This window comes from Jeongeupia chitinilytica (assembly GCF_014652315.1).
Taxonomy (GTDB): domain Bacteria; phylum Pseudomonadota; class Gammaproteobacteria; order Burkholderiales; family Chitinibacteraceae; genus Jeongeupia; species Jeongeupia chitinilytica.
In genome coordinates, this window is sequence record NZ_BMYO01000007.1 from 108883 (window position 1) to 124187 (window position 15305).

The following is a 15305-nucleotide window of genomic DNA, read 5'->3' on the forward strand; positions in this document are numbered from 1 at the left end:
CACGCTCCCGGCTGCAGCGGCAGCGGTCAACCCGGCTGGTAAATCACCAGCCGGGTGCCCGGCGACAGTTTCTGCGGGTTCCAGCGTTTCAGGTCTTCGGCATCGACGCGATGCTTGCGGGCGATCGACGCCAGCGTGTCACCACTCTTGACCACGTACTCGCGCTGGATCGGCGCTTTTTTGCCGGTTGCAGTGCGGGTGACGCTGGCGACCTTGAGCGTGGTGCCAAGACGGACGTCGTCGCCGTCGAGCTTGTTCAGCTTGCGCAGGTCGGCGACATTCATGCCGTAGCGGCTGGCGATGTTGTACAGCGTGTCGCCACGGGTGACGCGATGCTTGATGACGGCCAGCGGCGCATCGCTGGCGCCGGTGTCGACCGGCTCGGCAGCACGGTTCTCGTGCAGCGCGACCAGGGTCTGGCGGTCGGAGACGTCGAGACCCGGCAGGTTCGGCACCAGAATGGTCTGGCCGCGGGCGATGCCATCGTTGCCGATGTCGTTGATGTCCTTGAGCTCGCTGACGTTGATGCCGAACTGGCCGGCGAGCTGTGCGAACGATTCGCCACGCTTGGTCACGTAGGGCTGCCAGTTCAGCAGCGGCTTGTCGTAGTTGGCGAGGTTGCGCTGGAAGGCGGCGACCTTGTCGGCCGGAATCACCAGCTTGCGGTCGTCCTTGTAGGCGATCACCGGGCGGATGAAGCCCGGGTTGAGCCGGAGCAGCTCCTGCACCGGGGTTTCCGACAGCTCGGCCGCCACCTGCACATCCATGTGGCGACCGGTGGTGATCGCGGCGAAGTAGGGCTTGTTCGGCACGCTGGCGAGCGTGACGCCGTAGGCCGACGGATTGGCGATGATGTTGCGCACCGCCATCAGCTTGGGCACGTAGTTGCGCGTCTCGTTCGGCATGCGCAAATCGCTGTAGGTCGTTCCGAGCCCGGCAGCAGTGTTCTTGGTCTGGGCGCGTGCGACGGCATTTTCACCCCAGTTGTACGAGGCCAGCGCCAGTTGCCAGTCGTTGAACTGGCCGTGCAGCGTGTCGAGATAGTCGAGCGCGGCATCGGTTGCGGCGATCACGTCGCGGCGGCCGTCGTACCACCAGGTGCGTTCGAGGCCGTAACGCTTGCCGGTCGCCGGAATGAACTGCCACATGCCGGCGGCCTTGGCAGACGACTCGGCCTTGGGGTTGTACGCCGATTCGATCATCGGCAGCAGCGCCAGCTCCATCGGCATGCCGCGGCGTTCGACTTCGTCGACGACGAAATACAGGTAGCGGCCACCACGTTCGATGATGCGGTTCAGGTACTCCGGACGGCTGGCGTAATAGTTTTCCCATTTCTCGACCAGCGGATCGTCGAGTTCGGGCATGGCGAAGCCGGCGCGGACACGGCCCCACAAGTCGTCGTACGACTGGACACGGGCCACTTCGCCGAACAGCGTGTCGACGGTACGGCTGGTGTCGTCGGTAATGCGGAATTGGGGGTTGTTGAGCTGGCCGTCGGCATTCAGGCCCGCTTGCTGGGGCGCTGCGAACGCGCTGGCGAAACTCAGGCCGGCGAGCAGCCCGGCCAGGGAAAGGAAACGCATGATGCACGCTCATTTTTTAATCAGTTGCAGGATGGTGCCGACCCCCGACACCGCTGTCAACGCAAGCGTTTGATCCGGCGCCGGATGGTCAGAACCGATCTTTCCAGCGACGGATTGCGGCCAGCACCTCGACCGGGCTGTCGTCACGTGCGCCATGTTCCCTTGCGGCGGCAATGACGGCGTCCTCATGGCAACGCAGATAAGGGTTGGTGGCCCGTTCCCGCGCCATGGTGCTCGGCAGCGTCGGCAAGTCCAGACGTCGCTTGTCCTCGTCATCGATGCGGCGTTGCCGTATGTCGGCGTTGTCCGGTTCGACGGCACCGGCAAACTTCAGATTAGACAGCGTGTACTCGTGCGTACAGCACACCAGCGTTTCGTCGGGCAAACCGGCGAGCGCGTGCAGCGAGGTGTACATCTGCGCCGGCGTGCCTTCGAACAGCCGGCCGCAGCCGGCGGCAAACAGCGTGTCGCCGCAGAACAGCCAGGGTGCGGCGTGATAGGCCACATGGTCGAGCGTATGGCCGGGCACCGCGAGCACCGTGAAGTCGCGATCGAGTACGGTGACGGTTTCGCCGCCGGCCAACGGCCGGTTGACCTCGGCAACGCGTGCCGGCCCGTAGACCGGCAAGCCGGGGCGCGCGGCCGCGAGCGCAGCCAGCCCGCCGGTGTGGTCGTGGTGGTGATGGGTGACGAGCAGCGCCGCCAGTTGCAGGTCGCGGGCCCTCAGGAAATCCTCGAGCGGCGCGGCCAGTCCCGGGTCGACGGCCAGCGCGCGGCGGTGGTCGTGCAAAACCCAGATATAATTGTCGTCGAAGATCGGTAACGGGGTGAGTTCCAGCATGACGGGTCCCGTGGACTGCAGTACATCGTTCGACCATTTTGCCGCTTGGCTGGCGACACCGCTAGGGTGCGACGTCGCACGGCAGGAGCGCGGCTGGTATGCGCGCACCGCGGCCGACCTGTTCGGCTACAAGGCGGTGCAGCTCGAGCTGCCGCAGCTCGACGCGCTGGCGACGAACCGGATGTCGTGGCGGACGATCGCCGGCCGCAGCGCCGGCTGCGCGCTGCATTGCGCGCCGGAGCAGCTGCCTTTCGCGAACCAGTCGCTCGACCTGCTGGCGCTGCCGCATGTACTCGATTTCTGCGCCGATCCGCATGCGGTACTGCGCGAAGTCGAACGGGTGCTGGTACCGGAGGGCCGGCTGCTGGTAACCGGATTCAATCCGTGGAGCCTGTGGGGGCTGCGCAAGTGGCGCCATCGCGGTGACGCGCCGTGGTCCGGCCATTTCGTCGCGCTGCCGCGGCTCAAGGACTGGCTCAAGCTGCTGGGCATGGAAACGGTGCGCGGCCAGTTCCTCTGCTACGGCCTGCCTGTGCAGCACGAACGCTGGATTGCCCGCGGTCGCCTGTTCGAGCAGGCCGGCGACCGGTGGTGGCCGGCGGCGGGCGGCATTTACTGCCTCGACGTGGTCAAGCGCGTGCGCGGCATGCGGGTGATCGGCCCGGCGTGGCGGGGCAAGGTGGTCGTGCCCAAGGCCAAGCCGGCCGCGGCGATCGACCAGGTTGCGCTGATCGAACGGCTGCGCCAGCAGGCCGGCAAGGACCGCTGCAAATGAGCGCTGCAGGACTTACTGCGGCGACGGATCGCAGCGGCGCGAGGTGTCGACCAGATCGCGCAGCAGCTTCTGGCCTTCATCGCGACTCTTGAGCGGAATCTTCACGTCGTGACCGCTGCCGAGGTTGCCGCCACCGAAAACCAGGTGCGCTTCGGTGTCGGAAAGCTCGACATACTGCACGACAGTCAGGTTGACCCAGCGCTCGCTCTTGTCGTTGCCGGGCAGCCTGTACGGACAGAACGTCGCGGCCTCGGCCGTGGCGACACACAAAAGGAACAGGAGGGCGCGCATGCCGGGCCTTCGAAAGATATGACGACAGTTACGATTTATACCGACGGCGCCTGCAAAGGCAACCCCGGCCCCGGCGGCTGGGGCGCCTTGCTGCAGTACGGCGAGCAGGAGAAGGAGCTCTTCGGCGGCGAGCGCGAGACGACCAACAACCGCATGGAGCTGACCGCGGTGATCGAGGCGCTGGCCATTCTCAAGCGTCCGTGCGCCATCGCGCTGTGGACCGACTCCCAGTACGTGAAGAACGGCATCGAGAGCTGGATCCACAACTGGAAGAAGAACGGCTGGAAGACGGCCGACAAGAAGCCGGTGAAGAACGCCGACCTGTGGCAGCAGCTCGACCTTCAGGTTGCCCGCCATGCGGTCAGCTGGCACTGGGTCAAGGGGCACGCCGGCCACGAGTTCAACGAACGTGCCGACCAGCTTGCCAACCGCGGTGTCGACGTCGCGATGGGGAGAGCCTGATGCGGCAGATCATTCTCGATACCGAAACCACCGGTCTGCGCGTCGAGGACGGCAACCGCATCCTCGAAATCGCCGCGGTCGAAATGGTCGACCGCAAGCTGTCGCCGGCCGACCGCCACCTGCACCGCTACATCAACCCGGGGCGCGATTCGGAAGAGGGCGCGCTGAACGTCCACGGCCTGACGACCGAGTTCCTTGCCGACAAGCCCAAGTTTGCCGACATTGCCGACGAGTTCCTGCGTTTCGTCGAAGGCGCCGAGCTGATCATCCACAATGCGCCGTTCGACGTCGGCTACCTGAACATGGAGCTCGGCAAGCTCGGCCGCGGTCCGATCACCGACTACGTGTCGGGCGTGATCGACACGCTGAAGATGGCCAAGGACACGTTCCCGGGCAAGCGCAACAGTCTCGACGCCCTGTGCGACCGCTTCGAGATCGACCGCAGCGGCCGGACGCTGCACGGCGCGCTGATCGACTGCGAACTGCTGTCCGAGGTCTACCTGGCGCTGACGCGCGGTCAGGACAGCCTGCTGATCGATTTTGCCACCGGTGATGCCGCTGCCGACGCCGCCTCCTTCAGCCAGGGCCGGCCGCGCAAGCCGTTGATCCGGGCCACCGTGCCCGCGGACGATCTGGCACAACACGAGGAATACCTCGACGTGCTCGACAAGTCGGTCAAGGGCACCTGCCTGTGGCGCGAGCTGACCAATCCGCCGGCCGAAGCGCAATGATGAGTGCGATCGCGCTGGTTCCCGCCGCCGGCAGCGGCAGCCGCATGGCGAGCGACACGCCCAAACAGTACCTTGATCTGCTCGGCAAGCCGCTGATCTGGCACACGCTCGACGCGCTGCATCAGGTTGCGGCACTGGAGCGGATCTTCGTCGTGATCTCGCCGGATGACGAGTGGTGGGATGCCTATGAGTGGGACGACTTCGGACGGCTGGTCGTGATGCGTTGCGGCGGTGACTCCCGCGCCGAATCGGTACTCAACGGCCTGCAGGCGCTGTCGCTGTTCACGCCGTCGGACACCTGGGTGCTGGTGCACGATGCGGCGCGGCCGTGCGTCGATCCGGCCCAGGTCGACGGCATGATCGCGACGCTGGCCGACGACCCGGTCGGCGGCATTCTCGCCGTGCCGGTGGCCGATACGCTCAAGCGTGCCGGCAACGATGCGCGGATCGTGGAAACCGCACCGCGCGCCGGGCTGTGGCAGGCGCAGACACCACAGATGTTCCGGCTGGCGATGCTGGCCGGCGCGCTGGAAACCGGCATGGGCCCGGACATCACCGACGAAGCGAGTGCGCTGGAAAAGCAGGGCGCGCAACCGCAGCTGCTGATGGGCAGCCCGTGGAATCTCAAGGTGACCTATCCGCACGATCTGCAGCTCGCCAGCCTGATTCTGGCGGCGAGAGGGGAATGAAATGGCCGAAAGCCTGAACGTCGCCGCCGGCGACAAGGCGGCGCGGTATGCGACGCTGCAACCGCAACTGGTGGCGCTGCTGGCCGGCGAGCCGAACCCGACCGCGAGGCTGGCCAATGCCGCTGCCGCGCTGAGGCAGACCTTCGACTGGCTGTGGGTCGGCTTCTATCTGGTCGACGGCAACGAGCTGGTGCTCGGGCCGTTCCAGGGACCGGTAGCCTGCTTCCGGATCGCGAAGGGGCGTGGCGTGTGCGGCGCAGCTTGGGCGCGCGCCGAGACGCTGGTCGTGCCCGATGTCGACGCGTTTCCGGGCCATATCGCCTGCTCGTCGGCGTCGCGTTCGGAAATCGTCGTACCGCTGCGCGACAGCGATGGCGACGTGATCGGCGTGCTCGATGTCGACAGCGAGCGCCTGAACGAATTCGACGACATCGACGCGCGCGCGCTGGAAGCGATCGCCGCGCTGGTCGTCCATGGAGAGGCAGCATGAGAATCGGACAGGGTTGGGACGTACATCGTTTGGTCGAAGGCCGGCCGCTGATCCTCGGCGGTGTGACGATCCCGTTCGAGAAAGGCCTCTTGGGCCATTCGGACGCCGATGCGCTGCTGCACGCGATCACCGATGCCGTGCTTGGTGCTGCCGGACTCGGCGACATAGGCCGGCACTTCCCCGATACCGCCGCCGAGTTCAAGGGCGCCGACAGCCGCGTGCTGCTGCGCGAGGCGGTACGGCGCGTGGCCGAGGCCGGCTGGCGTGTCGGCAATGTCGATGCCAGCATCCTGATCCAGCAGCCGAAAATGGCGCCGCACATTCCGCAGATGGTCGCCAACATTGCCGCCGATCTGGGCATCGAGGTCACCGACGTCAACGTCAAGGCCAAGACCTACGAGAAGCTCGGCCCGGTCGGCGCATCCGAAGCGGTCGAGGCGCAGGCGGTGTGCCTGCTCGAGCGCCGCTCGACCGTCTCGGGTCCCTGGGGCCGCTGAGGCCATCATGCGCGCACCGCTGCTCCTTGCCGCGGTTTTCGTCGCCGGCGTCGCGATGGCCGACGTTGTCGACACCGTGCCGTTGCGGCACAAACCGGCGGCCGAGATCGTTCCGGCGCTGCAGCAGGCGTTTCCGGACGCGGGGATTCAGGGCTTCTACGACCAGCTGATCGTCCGCGCGCCCGATGCCGCGACGCTGGCGGCGATTGCCGCGCTGGTCGACAAGCTCGATACGCCGACGCGGCGGCTGACGGTGACCGTCGAGCAGCGCGAATCGGGGACCGAAGCCGGTGTCGATGCGGATGCGGCGGTCGTCATCTCCAGTCGCGGCAGCGCTGCCGCGGTCCGGCTGGGAGCCACCCAGTCGGGCGGGACGCGCAGCGCGGTGCAGAAGGTCACGACGATGGACGGCGGCCGGGCGATGATCTCGCTCGGCGAATCACGCTTCATGCCGGTGCTGTCGTGGTCGTACCGGCCCGGCTACCGGATCGCGACCTACGGTGGCCAGTGGCAGGACGCCGGCAGCGGTTTCTGGGTTGCGCCGGCGTTGCAGGGCGGGGAGGTCCGGTTGCGGCTGTATCCGCAAAGCAGCCGCTTCAATGCCGACGGCAGCATTGCCTATCGCGGCGTCTACAGCGAAGTTGCCGGCGCGCTCGGCGAATGGCTGCCGGTCGGCGAAACGACCCGGCAGGCCAGTACTTCGGGCATCGGCGCGTCGGCGAACGCGACCACCCGTTATACGGTCTGGGTACGCGTCGACGCGACGCCGTGACTCAGGTGGTGGTCCCCGGAAACGGCCGGTCGTCGAGGGTGAACATCGAAAGGCCGTCTTCGGCGATCCGCAGGTAGCCGCCTTCGCCGTTGTGCCAGTCCGGCAGCACCCAGCGCGTGCCCGCGGTTTCAGCATGCCGCGCCGGCCGGTGGGTGTGGCCGTGGATCAGTGTGGCGACGCCGGCCTTGCGCATCACTGCCGCAACGGCCGCCGGATTGACGTCCATGATGGACTCGGCCTTGCGCCGGTTCATCGCGGTCGACTTTTCCCGCAGCTTGGCCGCTTCGCGGTTGCGCCAGCGATAGGGCAGCCGGCGCCACAGCCATTGCACCAGCGGATTGCGGACGACGCGGCGGAAACGCTGGTAATCGACGTCGTCGGTGCAGTAGGCATCACCGTGCGCGAGCAGCAGCGGCGCGCCGAACGGCGAAATCAGTTTCGGATCGGTGATCAGCACCAGCCCGGCCTCGCGCGCAAAGCGTCCGCCGCAAAGGAAGTCGCGGTTGCCGGCCATGAAGTACACCGGGATGCCGCTGGCGGTGAGTGCGCGCAACTCGGCGGTGCGCGCGGCGTAGAACGGCTCGTCGAGCTGGTCGTCGCCGATCCAGACTTCGAACAGGTCGCCAAGAATGTACAGCGCCCGGGCATGACGGGCCCGGTCGGCGAGAAAGCGGCCAAAGACGTCGACCGTCGCGGGATCGGCGGGCGAGAGGTGCAGGTCGGAAATCAGCAGGACGGAATCAGGCATCGGTTTCGTTGCAAGTGGTGGGGGGCGCCGCTGCGGTGACGACGCGGTTCCGGCCGGTGGCCTTGGCATGGTACAGCGCCGCATCGGCGGCGGCGGTCAGTCCGGCCAGATCGCCGCCGTCGGCCGGAAAGACGGCAATGCCGGCCGAGAAGGTCAGCGTGCGCCGCTGGGTGCCGATCGGCTCGCGCGCAAAGGCCTGCCGCAGCGCATCGACGCGTTCCGCAGCCTGTGCGGCGTTGCAGCCCGACAGCAGCAGCAGCCACTCCTCTCCACCGTAGCGGAAACAGTAATCGTCGGCACGGCCGTGCGACTGCCAGCCGCGGGCGAAAGCGACCAGCGCCGCGTCACCGGCGGCATGGCCGTCGCTGTCGTTCAGGCGCTTGAAATGGTCGAAGTCGATCAGCGCCAGTGCCAGCGGCTGGCCGGTGCGGGCGGCATGCGAGAGTTCGCGCGGCGCGATTTCCGCCAGGAAGCGCCGGTTGTAGCTGCCGGTCAGCGGGTCGCGGATCGCGGCTTCGTGCAGTTGCTCCTGCAACTGCTGATTGGCCTCGAGCTGGGCCTCCAGCACGATCATCGCGCTCGACAGCGTTTGCTCGGTACGGATCCGGTGGCTGACATCGCGCAGCAGCACCAGTTCGCCGGCCGAGCGCGCCGGCGTGCCGAGCGGCTGACGGCTGATTTCGAACGCATGGTCATCGTGGTGCAGCACGTCCCGTTCGTGCATTGCCAGCCCTTCGGCGAGCCAGTGCCAGTCGTCCAGCGGCCGGCCGACCGGTTCGTCGCCGAGCCAGCGCCGTGCGGCGGGGTTGGCCTCGACGATGCGCCGGCGCCGGTCGAGCACCAGCACCGGATCGGGCAGTGCGTCGAGCAGCAGCGTGCGTGCAACCGGGATCAGGTCGAACAGCTGGCCGTGGCGGATCAGCCAGGCAAAGATCAGGCAGGTGAAGGTCAGTGCGAACGGTGTCGGATCGAAGTCGAACAGCGTCCACGTCTGGGTGATGTAGCCGACGTTGGCGATCCACGGCGGCAGCGAGGCCAGCACGAAGCCGAGGTACTGCTTGCGGTAGACGCGGGCGCAGCGGCTCAGGCTCAGCAGCATCAGCGTCAGGGCGCCAAGCATCAGCAGGTAAAGGTAGAGCGCGCCGAAGTAGAACACCGGGCCGGCGAAATAGTGCAGCTGGCTGTCGACGCCGGCGCGGATCGGCATGTAGCTGCGGTACAGGCCGTGGTGCAGGCTGTCGGTCACCGCCAGCACGCCGATCAGCAGGGGCATGCTCCATGCCAGCGCATGGCCGCGCCAGCCCAGCGGTGCGCCGTGGCCGTACAGGTAGCGCAGCGCGAACAGCAGCCAGAACGTCGGGCCGAGCACGATCGCGGGCCAGGTCCAGCGGGCGAGGTCGGCCTTGAGTTCCGGCCAGGTCGTGGCGTACTCGAGGGCCGCCATGCCGCACCACCATGCCAGTGTCAGCTGCATGCCGACAAAGGCCGCGCGGCCGGCAAAGGCCGGACGCAGCGAAATCCACAGTGCGAGCAGCAGCATCAGCATGCTGCCGGACAGGAGCATGAAGCTGGGGGCTTGCCAGAGCCAGGCGGAGGACATTGCGGTCGGCCAGATGCAACAACGCCGCCCGGAAGGGGCGGCGCAGTCGGGGACGGTGGCGCTTAGCCGAGCACTTCGGCCTTGACGATCAGCACGTCTTCCTTCGGTACATCCTGGTGGAAGCCACTGTTGCCGGTCTTCACGCCCTTGATCGCGTCGACGACGTCCTTGCCCTCGACGACCTTGCCGAACACGGCGTAGCCGTAGCCTTGCGGCGTCGGCGCACGGAAGTTCAGGAAGTCGTTGTTGGCCACGTTGATGAAGAACTGTGCCGAAGCCGAATGCGGTTCCGGCGTACGCGCCATCGCCACGGTGTAGGCGTCGTTCTTCAGGCCGTTGTCGGCTTCGTTCTTGATGTTGTCACGGGTGTCCTTCTGCTTCATGCCCGGGGCGAAGCCGCCGCCCTGGATCATGAAACCGTCGATCACGCGGTGGAACACGGTGTTGTCATAGTGACCGTCCTTCACGTACTGGACGAAGTTGGCCACGGTGACCGGCGCCTTGGCCTCGTCGAGTTCGAGAACGATGTCGCCTGCGCTGGTGCTGAGTTTTACCTGGGTCATGATTGATCCTCTGTCGATTGATTCTGGAAGCTGAGTCTAGCTTTGTTTGGCAGCGGCGCCGGCCGGCAGTTCGCGTGCCGATTCGACCACGACGGCATCGACCGGCGTATCGCCCGGCAGCGTCTTGACCGCGCCGATCTTGTCGACGACGTCCATGCCGGCGACGACCTTGCCGAAGACGGCATAACCGGCACCGTCACGGCCCGGCCAGTTCAGGAAGTCGTTGTTCTTCAAGTTGACGTAGAACTGGCTCGATGCCGAGTTCGGATCGCTGGTCCGGGCCATTGCCAGGGTGCCGCGGTCGTTCTTCAGGCCGGCCTTGAACGCCGCCTGGGCTTCGTTCTTCACCGGCGCACGCGTCGGCTTCTGGTTGCCCTTGACGTCGAAACCGCCGCCCTGGACGACGAAGTCGGCGACGACGCGGTGGAAGACCGTGCCGTCGTAGTGCTTGTCCTTCACGTACTGAAGGAAGTTGGCCACGGTGGCCGGTGCCTTGTCCGGATACAGCTCGAGCACGATCTTGCCCTTGTTAGTCACGAGCTCGACTTGCGGGTTGGCGGCAAAGGCGGACATCGCGGCAAGGCTCAGCGCCGCGGCGGCGAAGATTTTTTTCATCGTGTTCTGATCCGTATCGGGTGCGGTGAAAATCCGCCGAATCATAGCACGCGGATAAATAGTAAAATCGGCGCCAAGGAGACGCCCATGTTCAAACTGCCCGCCCTGCCCAGACTGCCCGGTATCGACGCCGTGGTCACCGAGTTCGATACCGTGCTGCGCACGCTCGCCGCGCCGGCCAGCAGCGGCCGGGCGCATCCGGACGCGCACATCGACGAAGCCGAACTCGACGAGGCGGAAAAGCGCCACGCGGCCGGGCTGATGCGCGTCAACCACAGCGGCGAGATCTGTGCCCAGGCGCTCTACCAGGGGCAGGCGCTGACCGCGCGTGACCCGGCCAACCGCGAGGCGCTGCGCCACGCGGCCCAGGAAGAGGTTGAGCATCTGGCGTGGACCGAGCGCCGGATTGACGCGCTCGGCAGCCACCGCAGCGTGCTCAATCCCTTGTGGTATGCCGGCAGCCTCGCGATCGGCGTTACCGCCGGTCTGGTCGGCGACCGGTGGAACCTCGGTTTTCTGGCCGAGACCGAGCGCCAGGTCGGTGCGCACCTGCAGTCGCATCTCGGCACGCTGCCGCCGCAGGATGCCAAGAGCCGCGCGGTGGTCGAACAGATGTACCACGACGAAATGGGCCATGCCGAACTGGCGCTGGAACTCGGTGCGGCCGAGCTGCCGTTGCCGCTGAAGGCGGTGATGGGGCTGACGTCGAAGCTGATGACCTCGCTGAGCTACCGGTTCTGAACCGCAGCGGATCGGGTTGTCGTTAGCACAGGGACTAGTTCGAAAGAACTAGGGCCGACGCAACTTTTGATCTGGATCAGCGGGAGCGTCCGTTGGTCACGCAGGGCGGAACTTGTACCAAAACTACATGGTGGCGCGGGCGTATAACTACACGTCATGTCATTTCACTACAGGTGCGCTCCATGTCCGCCCACGAGACTTCGTCCACGACGCTCCGCAGCCCGGCGGAAATCGTCGGCTATATCGCGCATGCCGGCGCCGAAAAGGCCAAGCTGAATCCGGGGCGGCTGTTCTGCATTGCCGTGCTGGGCGGCATGTTCATCGGCATCGGTACCATTCTGGCGGTCATCGTGGCCGGCGGCTGTACCGGACTGGCGGCCAGCAACCCGGGGCTGGTCAAGTTCATCTTCGGCGCGCTGTTTCCCCTGGGCTTCATCGCCGTCACGCTGACCGGGGCAGACCTGTTTACCTCGAATTGCGCATTGGGTACGTCGGCCGCCTTGCGCGGCGAGCTGGGCGTCGGCGAAATGCTGCGCTTCTGGGGGGTGTCCTATCTGGGCAACTTTGTCGGTGCCGTCGGTGCGGCTTATTTCCTCGGCTACCTGACGCACCTGATTACCCCGGGTGATCCGGCCACGCAGTATCTGGTCGGTATCGCTGCCGGGAAAACCTCGCATCCCTTCCTGATGACCTTCATGAAGGGTGTACTCGCCAACGTGCTGGTGTGCGTGGCGACGATGCAGGGCTATTCGGCCAAGGACACCTTCGGCCGGGTGCTGGGGATCTGGTTCCCGGTGATGGCCTTCGTCACCCTCGGCATGGAACACAGCATCGCCAACATGTTCATCATTCCGGGCGCCATGCTTGGCGGGCTGGACATCGGCTGGGGACAGTTCATCGTCTCCAACCTGATTCCGGCGACGCTGGGCAACATCGTCGGTGGTGCGCTGGTGATCGGCCTGCCGTACACGCTGGTCTACAGCGAGCAGAACGCGCCGCGTTTCGGTCGCCGCCGTCAGCGCGACACGGATTTCGGCCAAGGCGGCGTTGCCGACACGGTCGAGTGAGCAGGTCTCCGCCACATGCAAAAAGCCGCCCTCGGGCGGCTTTTTCGCTGGTGTCGCCCGCGATCAGTCGGCTTCGACGATCTCGAAATCGTGGGTGATCTCGGCCATCTTGCCGAGCATGATCGACGCCGAGCAGTACTTTTCGGCGGAAAGCTTGATGGCGCGTTCGACCTGCTCGGTCTTGAGCGCACGGCCGGTCACGATGAAGTGCAGGTGGATCCTGGTGAACACTTTCGGATCGACCTCCGCGCGTTCGGCATCGACCTCGACCACGCAGTCGCGCACGTCGGCACGGCCCTTCTTGAGAATGTGGATCACGTCGTAGGTCGAGCAGCCCGTCATGCCCATCAGCAGCATTTCCATCGGCCGGGGGCCGAGGTTGCGTCCGCCGCCCTCCGGCGGGCCGTCCATCAGTACCGCGTGGCCCGACTCCGATTGCGCCAGAAAGCTCACTGCTTCCACCCATTTCAGACGTACTTTCATGACTTCGCTTCCCTCCTGGATACGGCCGTTTCGATCAGGGCAGGATTGTAGAGAGAAGCTTGATTCGGCGCAGCTTTTAAGGGTTTTACCTGACCACCTGAATGTCATTTTTACCCTTTTGGCATCTTGTTTGCCATGGGGGCGCATGCAAGAATGGGTCTCGGCGTCGGGCTTGCCCGGCGTTGTCTCCTCCATCCTCCTTCTTTGGTGGAATTTACGCGCAATCCTCACGGATTGCGTTTTTTTTGGCAGATTGGGCTCGGCAGGTTTGACACGTTCTTTCTTGAGGAGATAAAATCTGCGACTTTCTCGAAATCGTAACGTGGACTAAGCAGTCATGAAAACCTTCTCTGCCAAGCCGCACGAGGTGAAGCGCGAGTGGCTCGTTGTTGATGCCACTGACAAAGTGCTGGGTCGCCTTGCGGCTGAAATTGCCAAGCGCCTGCGTGGCAAACACAAAGCCGAATACACCCCGCACGTCGATTGCGGCGACTACATCGTTGTGGTGAACGCAGACAAGCTGCGCGTGACCGGCGACAAGGCCCAATCGAAGATCTATTACCGTCACACCGGTCATCCGGGCGGCATTTACGAACGTACCTTCACCGAGATGCAAGACAAGTTCCCGGGTCGCGTGCTGGAAAAAGCCGTCAAGGGCATGCTGCCGAAGGGCCCGCTGGGCTACGCCATGCTCAAGAAGATGAAGGTTTATGCCGGTAACGAGCATCCGCATACCGCGCAACAGCCTAAAGCGCTTGAAGTCTGAGCCCTGACAAAGGAATAGCAAAATGGTAGGTAAGTACAACTACGGTACCGGTCGCCGCAAGAGCGCCGTTGCCCGCGTGTTCCTGGCCAAGGGCTCGGGCAACATCGTCGTCAACGGCAAGCCGGTTGACCAATACTTCAGCCGCGAAACCAGCCGCATGATCGTGCGTCAGCCGCTGGCCCTCACCGAAAACCTCGAAGCGTTCGACATCCTCGTCAACGTGAACGGTGGCGGTGAAACCGGTCAGGCCGGTGCGGTTCGCCACGGCGTGACCCGTGCGCTGATCGACTACAACGCAGAACTCAAGGGTGCACTCAAGGCTGCCGGCCTCGTTACCCGCGATGCGCGTGAAGTCGAACGTAAGAAGGTCGGCTTCCACAAAGCCCGCCGCCGCAAGCAATTCTCGAAGCGTTAATCGGAATTGTCTGCACCAGCAAAGCCGCCCTCGGGCGGCTTTGTCGTTTCCGGCGTCTGCACCGGACAAGCGCCGCCCATCCGGGCGGCTTTTGTTTTATGATCGCAGCGATTGCTTACAAGGAGTTCGAGATGGTCAAGGTCGGGATTGTCGGCGGCACGGGCTACACCGGGGTCGAGTTGCTGCGTCTGCTTGCGGGTCACGGCGGTGCGCGCATCGAAGCGGTGACGTCGCGCAAGGAGGCCGGCATGAAGGTCGCCGAAATGTTCCCGAGCCTGCGCGGCCGCGTCGACGTGGCGTTCTCGACGCCGGAGGAAGCCAACCTCAAGGGCTGTGACGTGGTGTTCTTCGCCACGCCGCACGGTGTGGCCATGGCGCAGGCGCGCGAGCTGCTCGACGCCGGCGTCAAGGTCATCGACCTCGCCGCCGATTTCCGCCTCAAGGATCCGGCCGAGTTCCAGAAGTGGTACGCGATGGAGCACAGCTGTACCGACCTGCTTGACGAGGCGGTATACGGTCTGGCCGAAGTCAATCGTGACGCCATCAGGGCGGCACGGCTGATCGGCATGGCCGGCTGCTACCCGACGTCGGTGCAGCTCGGCCTGCTGCCGCTGCTCGAAAACGGCCAGCAACTGATCGAAACCGATACCCTGATCGCCGACTGCAAGTCGGGCGTGTCGGGCGCGGGCCGCAAGGCCGAGGTCGGCACCCTGTTCGCCGAAGCCGGCGACAACTTCAAGGCCTACGGCGTCAAGGGGCATCGTCACTCGCCCGAAATCAACCAGGGCCTGAGCGCGATCCACGGTGCGCCGGTCACGCTGACCTTCGTGCCGCATCTGACGCCGATGATCCGCGGCATCCACTCGACGATCTACGCACGCATCAGGCCCGAAGGCCGAGGCACCGATTTCCAGAAGCTGTTCGAAGACCGCTTTGCCGGCGAGGCATTCGTCGACGTGATGCCGGCCGGCAGCTGCCCGGAGACGCGCTCGGTGCGCGGCTCGAACATTGCGCGCATCGCGGTGCACCGCCCCGGCAATGGCGACCTGCTGGTGATCCTCGTGGTCGAGGACAACCTCGTCAAGGGTGCATCGGGCCAGGCAGTGCAGGTGATGAACCTGATGTTCGGCCTGCCGGAAACGCAAGGCCTCGACGTCGTTCCGCTGCTGCCGTAAA

20 protein-coding genes are annotated in these 15305 nt (G+C 65.4%); 12 read left to right on the forward strand and 8 right to left on the reverse strand.

Features of this window, described 5'->3' with window-relative positions; translation table 11 throughout:
- Positions 1 to 26: 26 nt before the first annotated feature.
- Positions 27 to 1583 (reverse strand): lytic transglycosylase, encoded by a 1557-nt coding sequence (locus IE097_RS13435; RefSeq protein WP_189461370.1) that lies wholly within the window; start codon positions 1581 to 1583, stop codon positions 27 to 29.
- A gap of 88 nt (positions 1584 to 1671) precedes the next feature.
- Positions 1672 to 2424, reverse strand: coding sequence for a hydroxyacylglutathione hydrolase (gene gloB / locus IE097_RS13440; RefSeq protein WP_229797588.1), 753 nt, complete (start codon positions 2422 to 2424; stop codon positions 1672 to 1674).
- Here gloB and IE097_RS13445 point away from each other — a divergent pair.
- Entirely contained in the window at positions 2423 to 3199 is a 777-nt protein-coding gene (locus IE097_RS13445; RefSeq protein WP_189461371.1) for a class I SAM-dependent methyltransferase, read from the forward strand. The genes gloB and IE097_RS13445 overlap by 2 nt on opposite strands.
- 12 nt (positions 3200 to 3211) lie before the next feature.
- Here the strand turns inward: IE097_RS13445 and IE097_RS13450 are convergent, their stop codons facing one another.
- The gene (locus IE097_RS13450; protein WP_189461372.1) at positions 3212 to 3490 is read right to left on the reverse strand and encodes a hypothetical protein; all 279 of its coding nucleotides are present in this window, start codon (positions 3488 to 3490) and stop codon (positions 3212 to 3214) included.
- 18 nt (positions 3491 to 3508) lie between these two features.
- Between IE097_RS13450 and rnhA the strand changes: the two genes are divergently transcribed.
- Genes rnhA through IE097_RS13480 form a run of 6 tightly spaced genes read left to right on the forward strand, consistent with a single transcriptional unit; the run spans position 3509 to position 7131 of the window.
- Positions 3509 to 3952 (forward strand): ribonuclease HI, encoded by a 444-nt coding sequence (rnhA, locus tag IE097_RS13455; protein WP_189461373.1) that lies wholly within the window; start codon positions 3509 to 3511, stop codon positions 3950 to 3952.
- Positions 3952 to 4683, forward strand: coding sequence for a DNA polymerase III subunit epsilon (gene dnaQ, locus IE097_RS13460; RefSeq protein ID WP_189461374.1), 732 nt, complete (start codon positions 3952 to 3954; stop codon positions 4681 to 4683). The genes rnhA and dnaQ overlap by 1 nt, the downstream gene beginning before the upstream one ends.
- Complete coding sequence (gene ispD / locus IE097_RS13465) at positions 4680 to 5372, forward strand: 2-C-methyl-D-erythritol 4-phosphate cytidylyltransferase (protein ID WP_189461375.1); 693 nt, start codon at positions 4680 to 4682, stop codon at positions 5370 to 5372. Before dnaQ ends, ispD begins: the two co-directional genes overlap by 4 nt.
- A 1-nt stretch (position 5373) precedes the next feature.
- A complete protein-coding gene (msrC, locus tag IE097_RS13470) occupies positions 5374 to 5862 on the forward strand; it encodes a free L-methionine (R)-S-oxide reductase MsrC (protein ID WP_189461376.1) in 489 nt (162 codons plus the stop codon).
- On the forward strand, positions 5859 to 6359 hold the full coding sequence (gene ispF / locus IE097_RS13475; protein WP_189461377.1) for a 2-C-methyl-D-erythritol 2,4-cyclodiphosphate synthase: 501 nt from the start codon (positions 5859 to 5861) through the stop codon (positions 6357 to 6359). The genes msrC and ispF overlap by 4 nt, the downstream gene beginning before the upstream one ends.
- A 7-nt stretch (positions 6360 to 6366) precedes the next feature.
- Positions 6367 to 7131: a hypothetical protein gene (locus IE097_RS13480; RefSeq protein WP_189461378.1), complete on the forward strand. Its 765-nt coding sequence runs from the start codon at positions 6367 to 6369 to the stop codon at positions 7129 to 7131.
- 1 nt (position 7132) lies between these two features.
- Here the strand turns inward: IE097_RS13480 and IE097_RS13485 are convergent, their stop codons facing one another.
- The 4 genes from IE097_RS13485 to IE097_RS13500 all read right to left on the reverse strand — a co-directional run bounded on the left by IE097_RS13485 (position 7133) and on the right by IE097_RS13500 (position 10615).
- Positions 7133 to 7879 carry a UDP-2,3-diacylglucosamine diphosphatase gene (locus IE097_RS13485; RefSeq protein WP_189461379.1) on the reverse strand — a complete coding sequence of 249 codons (747 nt, stop codon included), beginning with the start codon at positions 7877 to 7879 and terminating at the stop codon, positions 7133 to 7135.
- A complete protein-coding gene (locus IE097_RS13490; RefSeq protein WP_189461380.1) occupies positions 7872 to 9479 on the reverse strand; it encodes a histidine kinase N-terminal 7TM domain-containing diguanylate cyclase in 1608 nt (535 codons plus the stop codon). Before IE097_RS13490 ends, IE097_RS13485 begins: the two co-directional genes overlap by 8 nt.
- A 62-nt stretch (positions 9480 to 9541) precedes the next feature.
- Complete coding sequence (locus tag IE097_RS13495; protein ID WP_189461381.1) at positions 9542 to 10042, reverse strand: peptidylprolyl isomerase; 501 nt, start codon at positions 10040 to 10042, stop codon at positions 9542 to 9544.
- A 36-nt stretch (positions 10043 to 10078) separates the two neighbouring features.
- Complete coding sequence (locus IE097_RS13500; protein ID WP_229797602.1) at positions 10079 to 10615, reverse strand: peptidylprolyl isomerase; 537 nt, start codon at positions 10613 to 10615, stop codon at positions 10079 to 10081.
- A gap of 129 nt (positions 10616 to 10744) precedes the next feature.
- On the opposite strand from IE097_RS13500, the gene coq7 reads away from it, so the two are divergent.
- Positions 10745 to 11398 (forward strand): 2-polyprenyl-3-methyl-6-methoxy-1,4-benzoquinone monooxygenase, encoded by a 654-nt coding sequence (coq7, locus tag IE097_RS13505; protein WP_189461383.1) that lies wholly within the window; start codon positions 10745 to 10747, stop codon positions 11396 to 11398.
- Positions 11399 to 11580: 182 nt separating this feature from the next.
- Positions 11581 to 12465, forward strand: a complete 885-nt coding sequence (locus IE097_RS13510; RefSeq protein ID WP_189461384.1) for a formate/nitrite transporter family protein — start codon at positions 11581 to 11583, stop codon at positions 12463 to 12465.
- A gap of 63 nt (positions 12466 to 12528) precedes the next feature.
- Here IE097_RS13510 and IE097_RS13515 read toward each other — a convergent pair whose 3' ends face one another.
- Complete coding sequence (locus IE097_RS13515; protein ID WP_189461385.1) at positions 12529 to 12948, reverse strand: OsmC family protein; 420 nt, start codon at positions 12946 to 12948, stop codon at positions 12529 to 12531.
- A 337-nt stretch (positions 12949 to 13285) separates the two neighbouring features.
- Here IE097_RS13515 and rplM point away from each other — a divergent pair, with 337 nt between their 5' ends.
- The 3 genes from rplM to argC all read left to right on the forward strand — a co-directional run bounded on the left by rplM (position 13286) and on the right by argC (position 15304).
- The gene (rplM, locus tag IE097_RS13520; RefSeq protein ID WP_189461386.1) at positions 13286 to 13714 is read left to right on the forward strand and encodes a 50S ribosomal protein L13; all 429 of its coding nucleotides are present in this window, start codon (positions 13286 to 13288) and stop codon (positions 13712 to 13714) included.
- Positions 13715 to 13736: 22 nt separating this feature from the next.
- Entirely contained in the window at positions 13737 to 14129 is a 393-nt protein-coding gene (gene rpsI / locus IE097_RS13525; RefSeq protein ID WP_070528521.1) for a 30S ribosomal protein S9, read from the forward strand.
- 131 nt (positions 14130 to 14260) lie between these two features.
- A complete protein-coding gene (gene argC, locus IE097_RS13530) occupies positions 14261 to 15304 on the forward strand; it encodes an N-acetyl-gamma-glutamyl-phosphate reductase (RefSeq protein WP_189461554.1) in 1044 nt (347 codons plus the stop codon).
- The last annotated feature ends 1 nt before the right edge of the window (position 15305 follow it).

Bases quoted from the DNA above. Each gene is read 5' to 3' on its own strand.
- IE097_RS13435 (WP_189461370.1), bottom strand. From the start codon at position 1,583: ATGCGTTTCCTTTCCCTGGCCGGGCTGCTCGCCGGCCTGAGTTTCGCC.
- IE097_RS13445 (WP_189461371.1), top strand. From the start codon at position 2,423: ATGACGGGTCCCGTGGACTGCAGTACATCGTTCGACCATTTTGCCGCT.
- gloB (WP_229797588.1), bottom strand. From the start codon at position 2,424: ATGCTGGAACTCACCCCGTTACCGATCTTCGACGACAATTATATCTGG.
- IE097_RS13450 (WP_189461372.1), bottom strand. From the start codon at position 3,490: ATGCGCGCCCTCCTGTTCCTTTTGTGTGTCGCCACGGCCGAGGCCGCG.
- rnhA (WP_189461373.1), top strand. From the start codon at position 3,509: ATGACGACAGTTACGATTTATACCGACGGCGCCTGCAAAGGCAACCCC.
- dnaQ (WP_189461374.1), top strand. From the start codon at position 3,952: ATGCGGCAGATCATTCTCGATACCGAAACCACCGGTCTGCGCGTCGAG.
- ispD (WP_189461375.1), top strand. From the start codon at position 4,680: ATGATGAGTGCGATCGCGCTGGTTCCCGCCGCCGGCAGCGGCAGCCGC.
- msrC (WP_189461376.1), top strand. From the start codon at position 5,374: ATGGCCGAAAGCCTGAACGTCGCCGCCGGCGACAAGGCGGCGCGGTAT.
- ispF (WP_189461377.1), top strand. From the start codon at position 5,859: ATGAGAATCGGACAGGGTTGGGACGTACATCGTTTGGTCGAAGGCCGG.
- IE097_RS13480 (WP_189461378.1), top strand. From the start codon at position 6,367: ATGCGCGCACCGCTGCTCCTTGCCGCGGTTTTCGTCGCCGGCGTCGCG.
- IE097_RS13485 (WP_189461379.1), bottom strand. From the start codon at position 7,879: ATGCCTGATTCCGTCCTGCTGATTTCCGACCTGCACCTCTCGCCCGCC.
- IE097_RS13490 (WP_189461380.1), bottom strand. From the start codon at position 9,479: ATGTCCTCCGCCTGGCTCTGGCAAGCCCCCAGCTTCATGCTCCTGTCC.
- IE097_RS13495 (WP_189461381.1), bottom strand. From the start codon at position 10,042: ATGACCCAGGTAAAACTCAGCACCAGCGCAGGCGACATCGTTCTCGAA.
- IE097_RS13500 (WP_229797602.1), bottom strand. From the start codon at position 10,615: ATGTCCGCCTTTGCCGCCAACCCGCAAGTCGAGCTCGTGACTAACAAG.
- coq7 (WP_189461383.1), top strand. From the start codon at position 10,745: ATGTTCAAACTGCCCGCCCTGCCCAGACTGCCCGGTATCGACGCCGTG.
- IE097_RS13510 (WP_189461384.1), top strand. From the start codon at position 11,581: ATGTCCGCCCACGAGACTTCGTCCACGACGCTCCGCAGCCCGGCGGAA.
- IE097_RS13515 (WP_189461385.1), bottom strand. From the start codon at position 12,948: ATGAAAGTACGTCTGAAATGGGTGGAAGCAGTGAGCTTTCTGGCGCAA.
- rplM (WP_189461386.1), top strand. From the start codon at position 13,286: ATGAAAACCTTCTCTGCCAAGCCGCACGAGGTGAAGCGCGAGTGGCTC.
- rpsI (WP_070528521.1), top strand. From the start codon at position 13,737: ATGGTAGGTAAGTACAACTACGGTACCGGTCGCCGCAAGAGCGCCGTT.
- argC (WP_189461554.1), top strand. From the start codon at position 14,261: ATGGTCAAGGTCGGGATTGTCGGCGGCACGGGCTACACCGGGGTCGAG.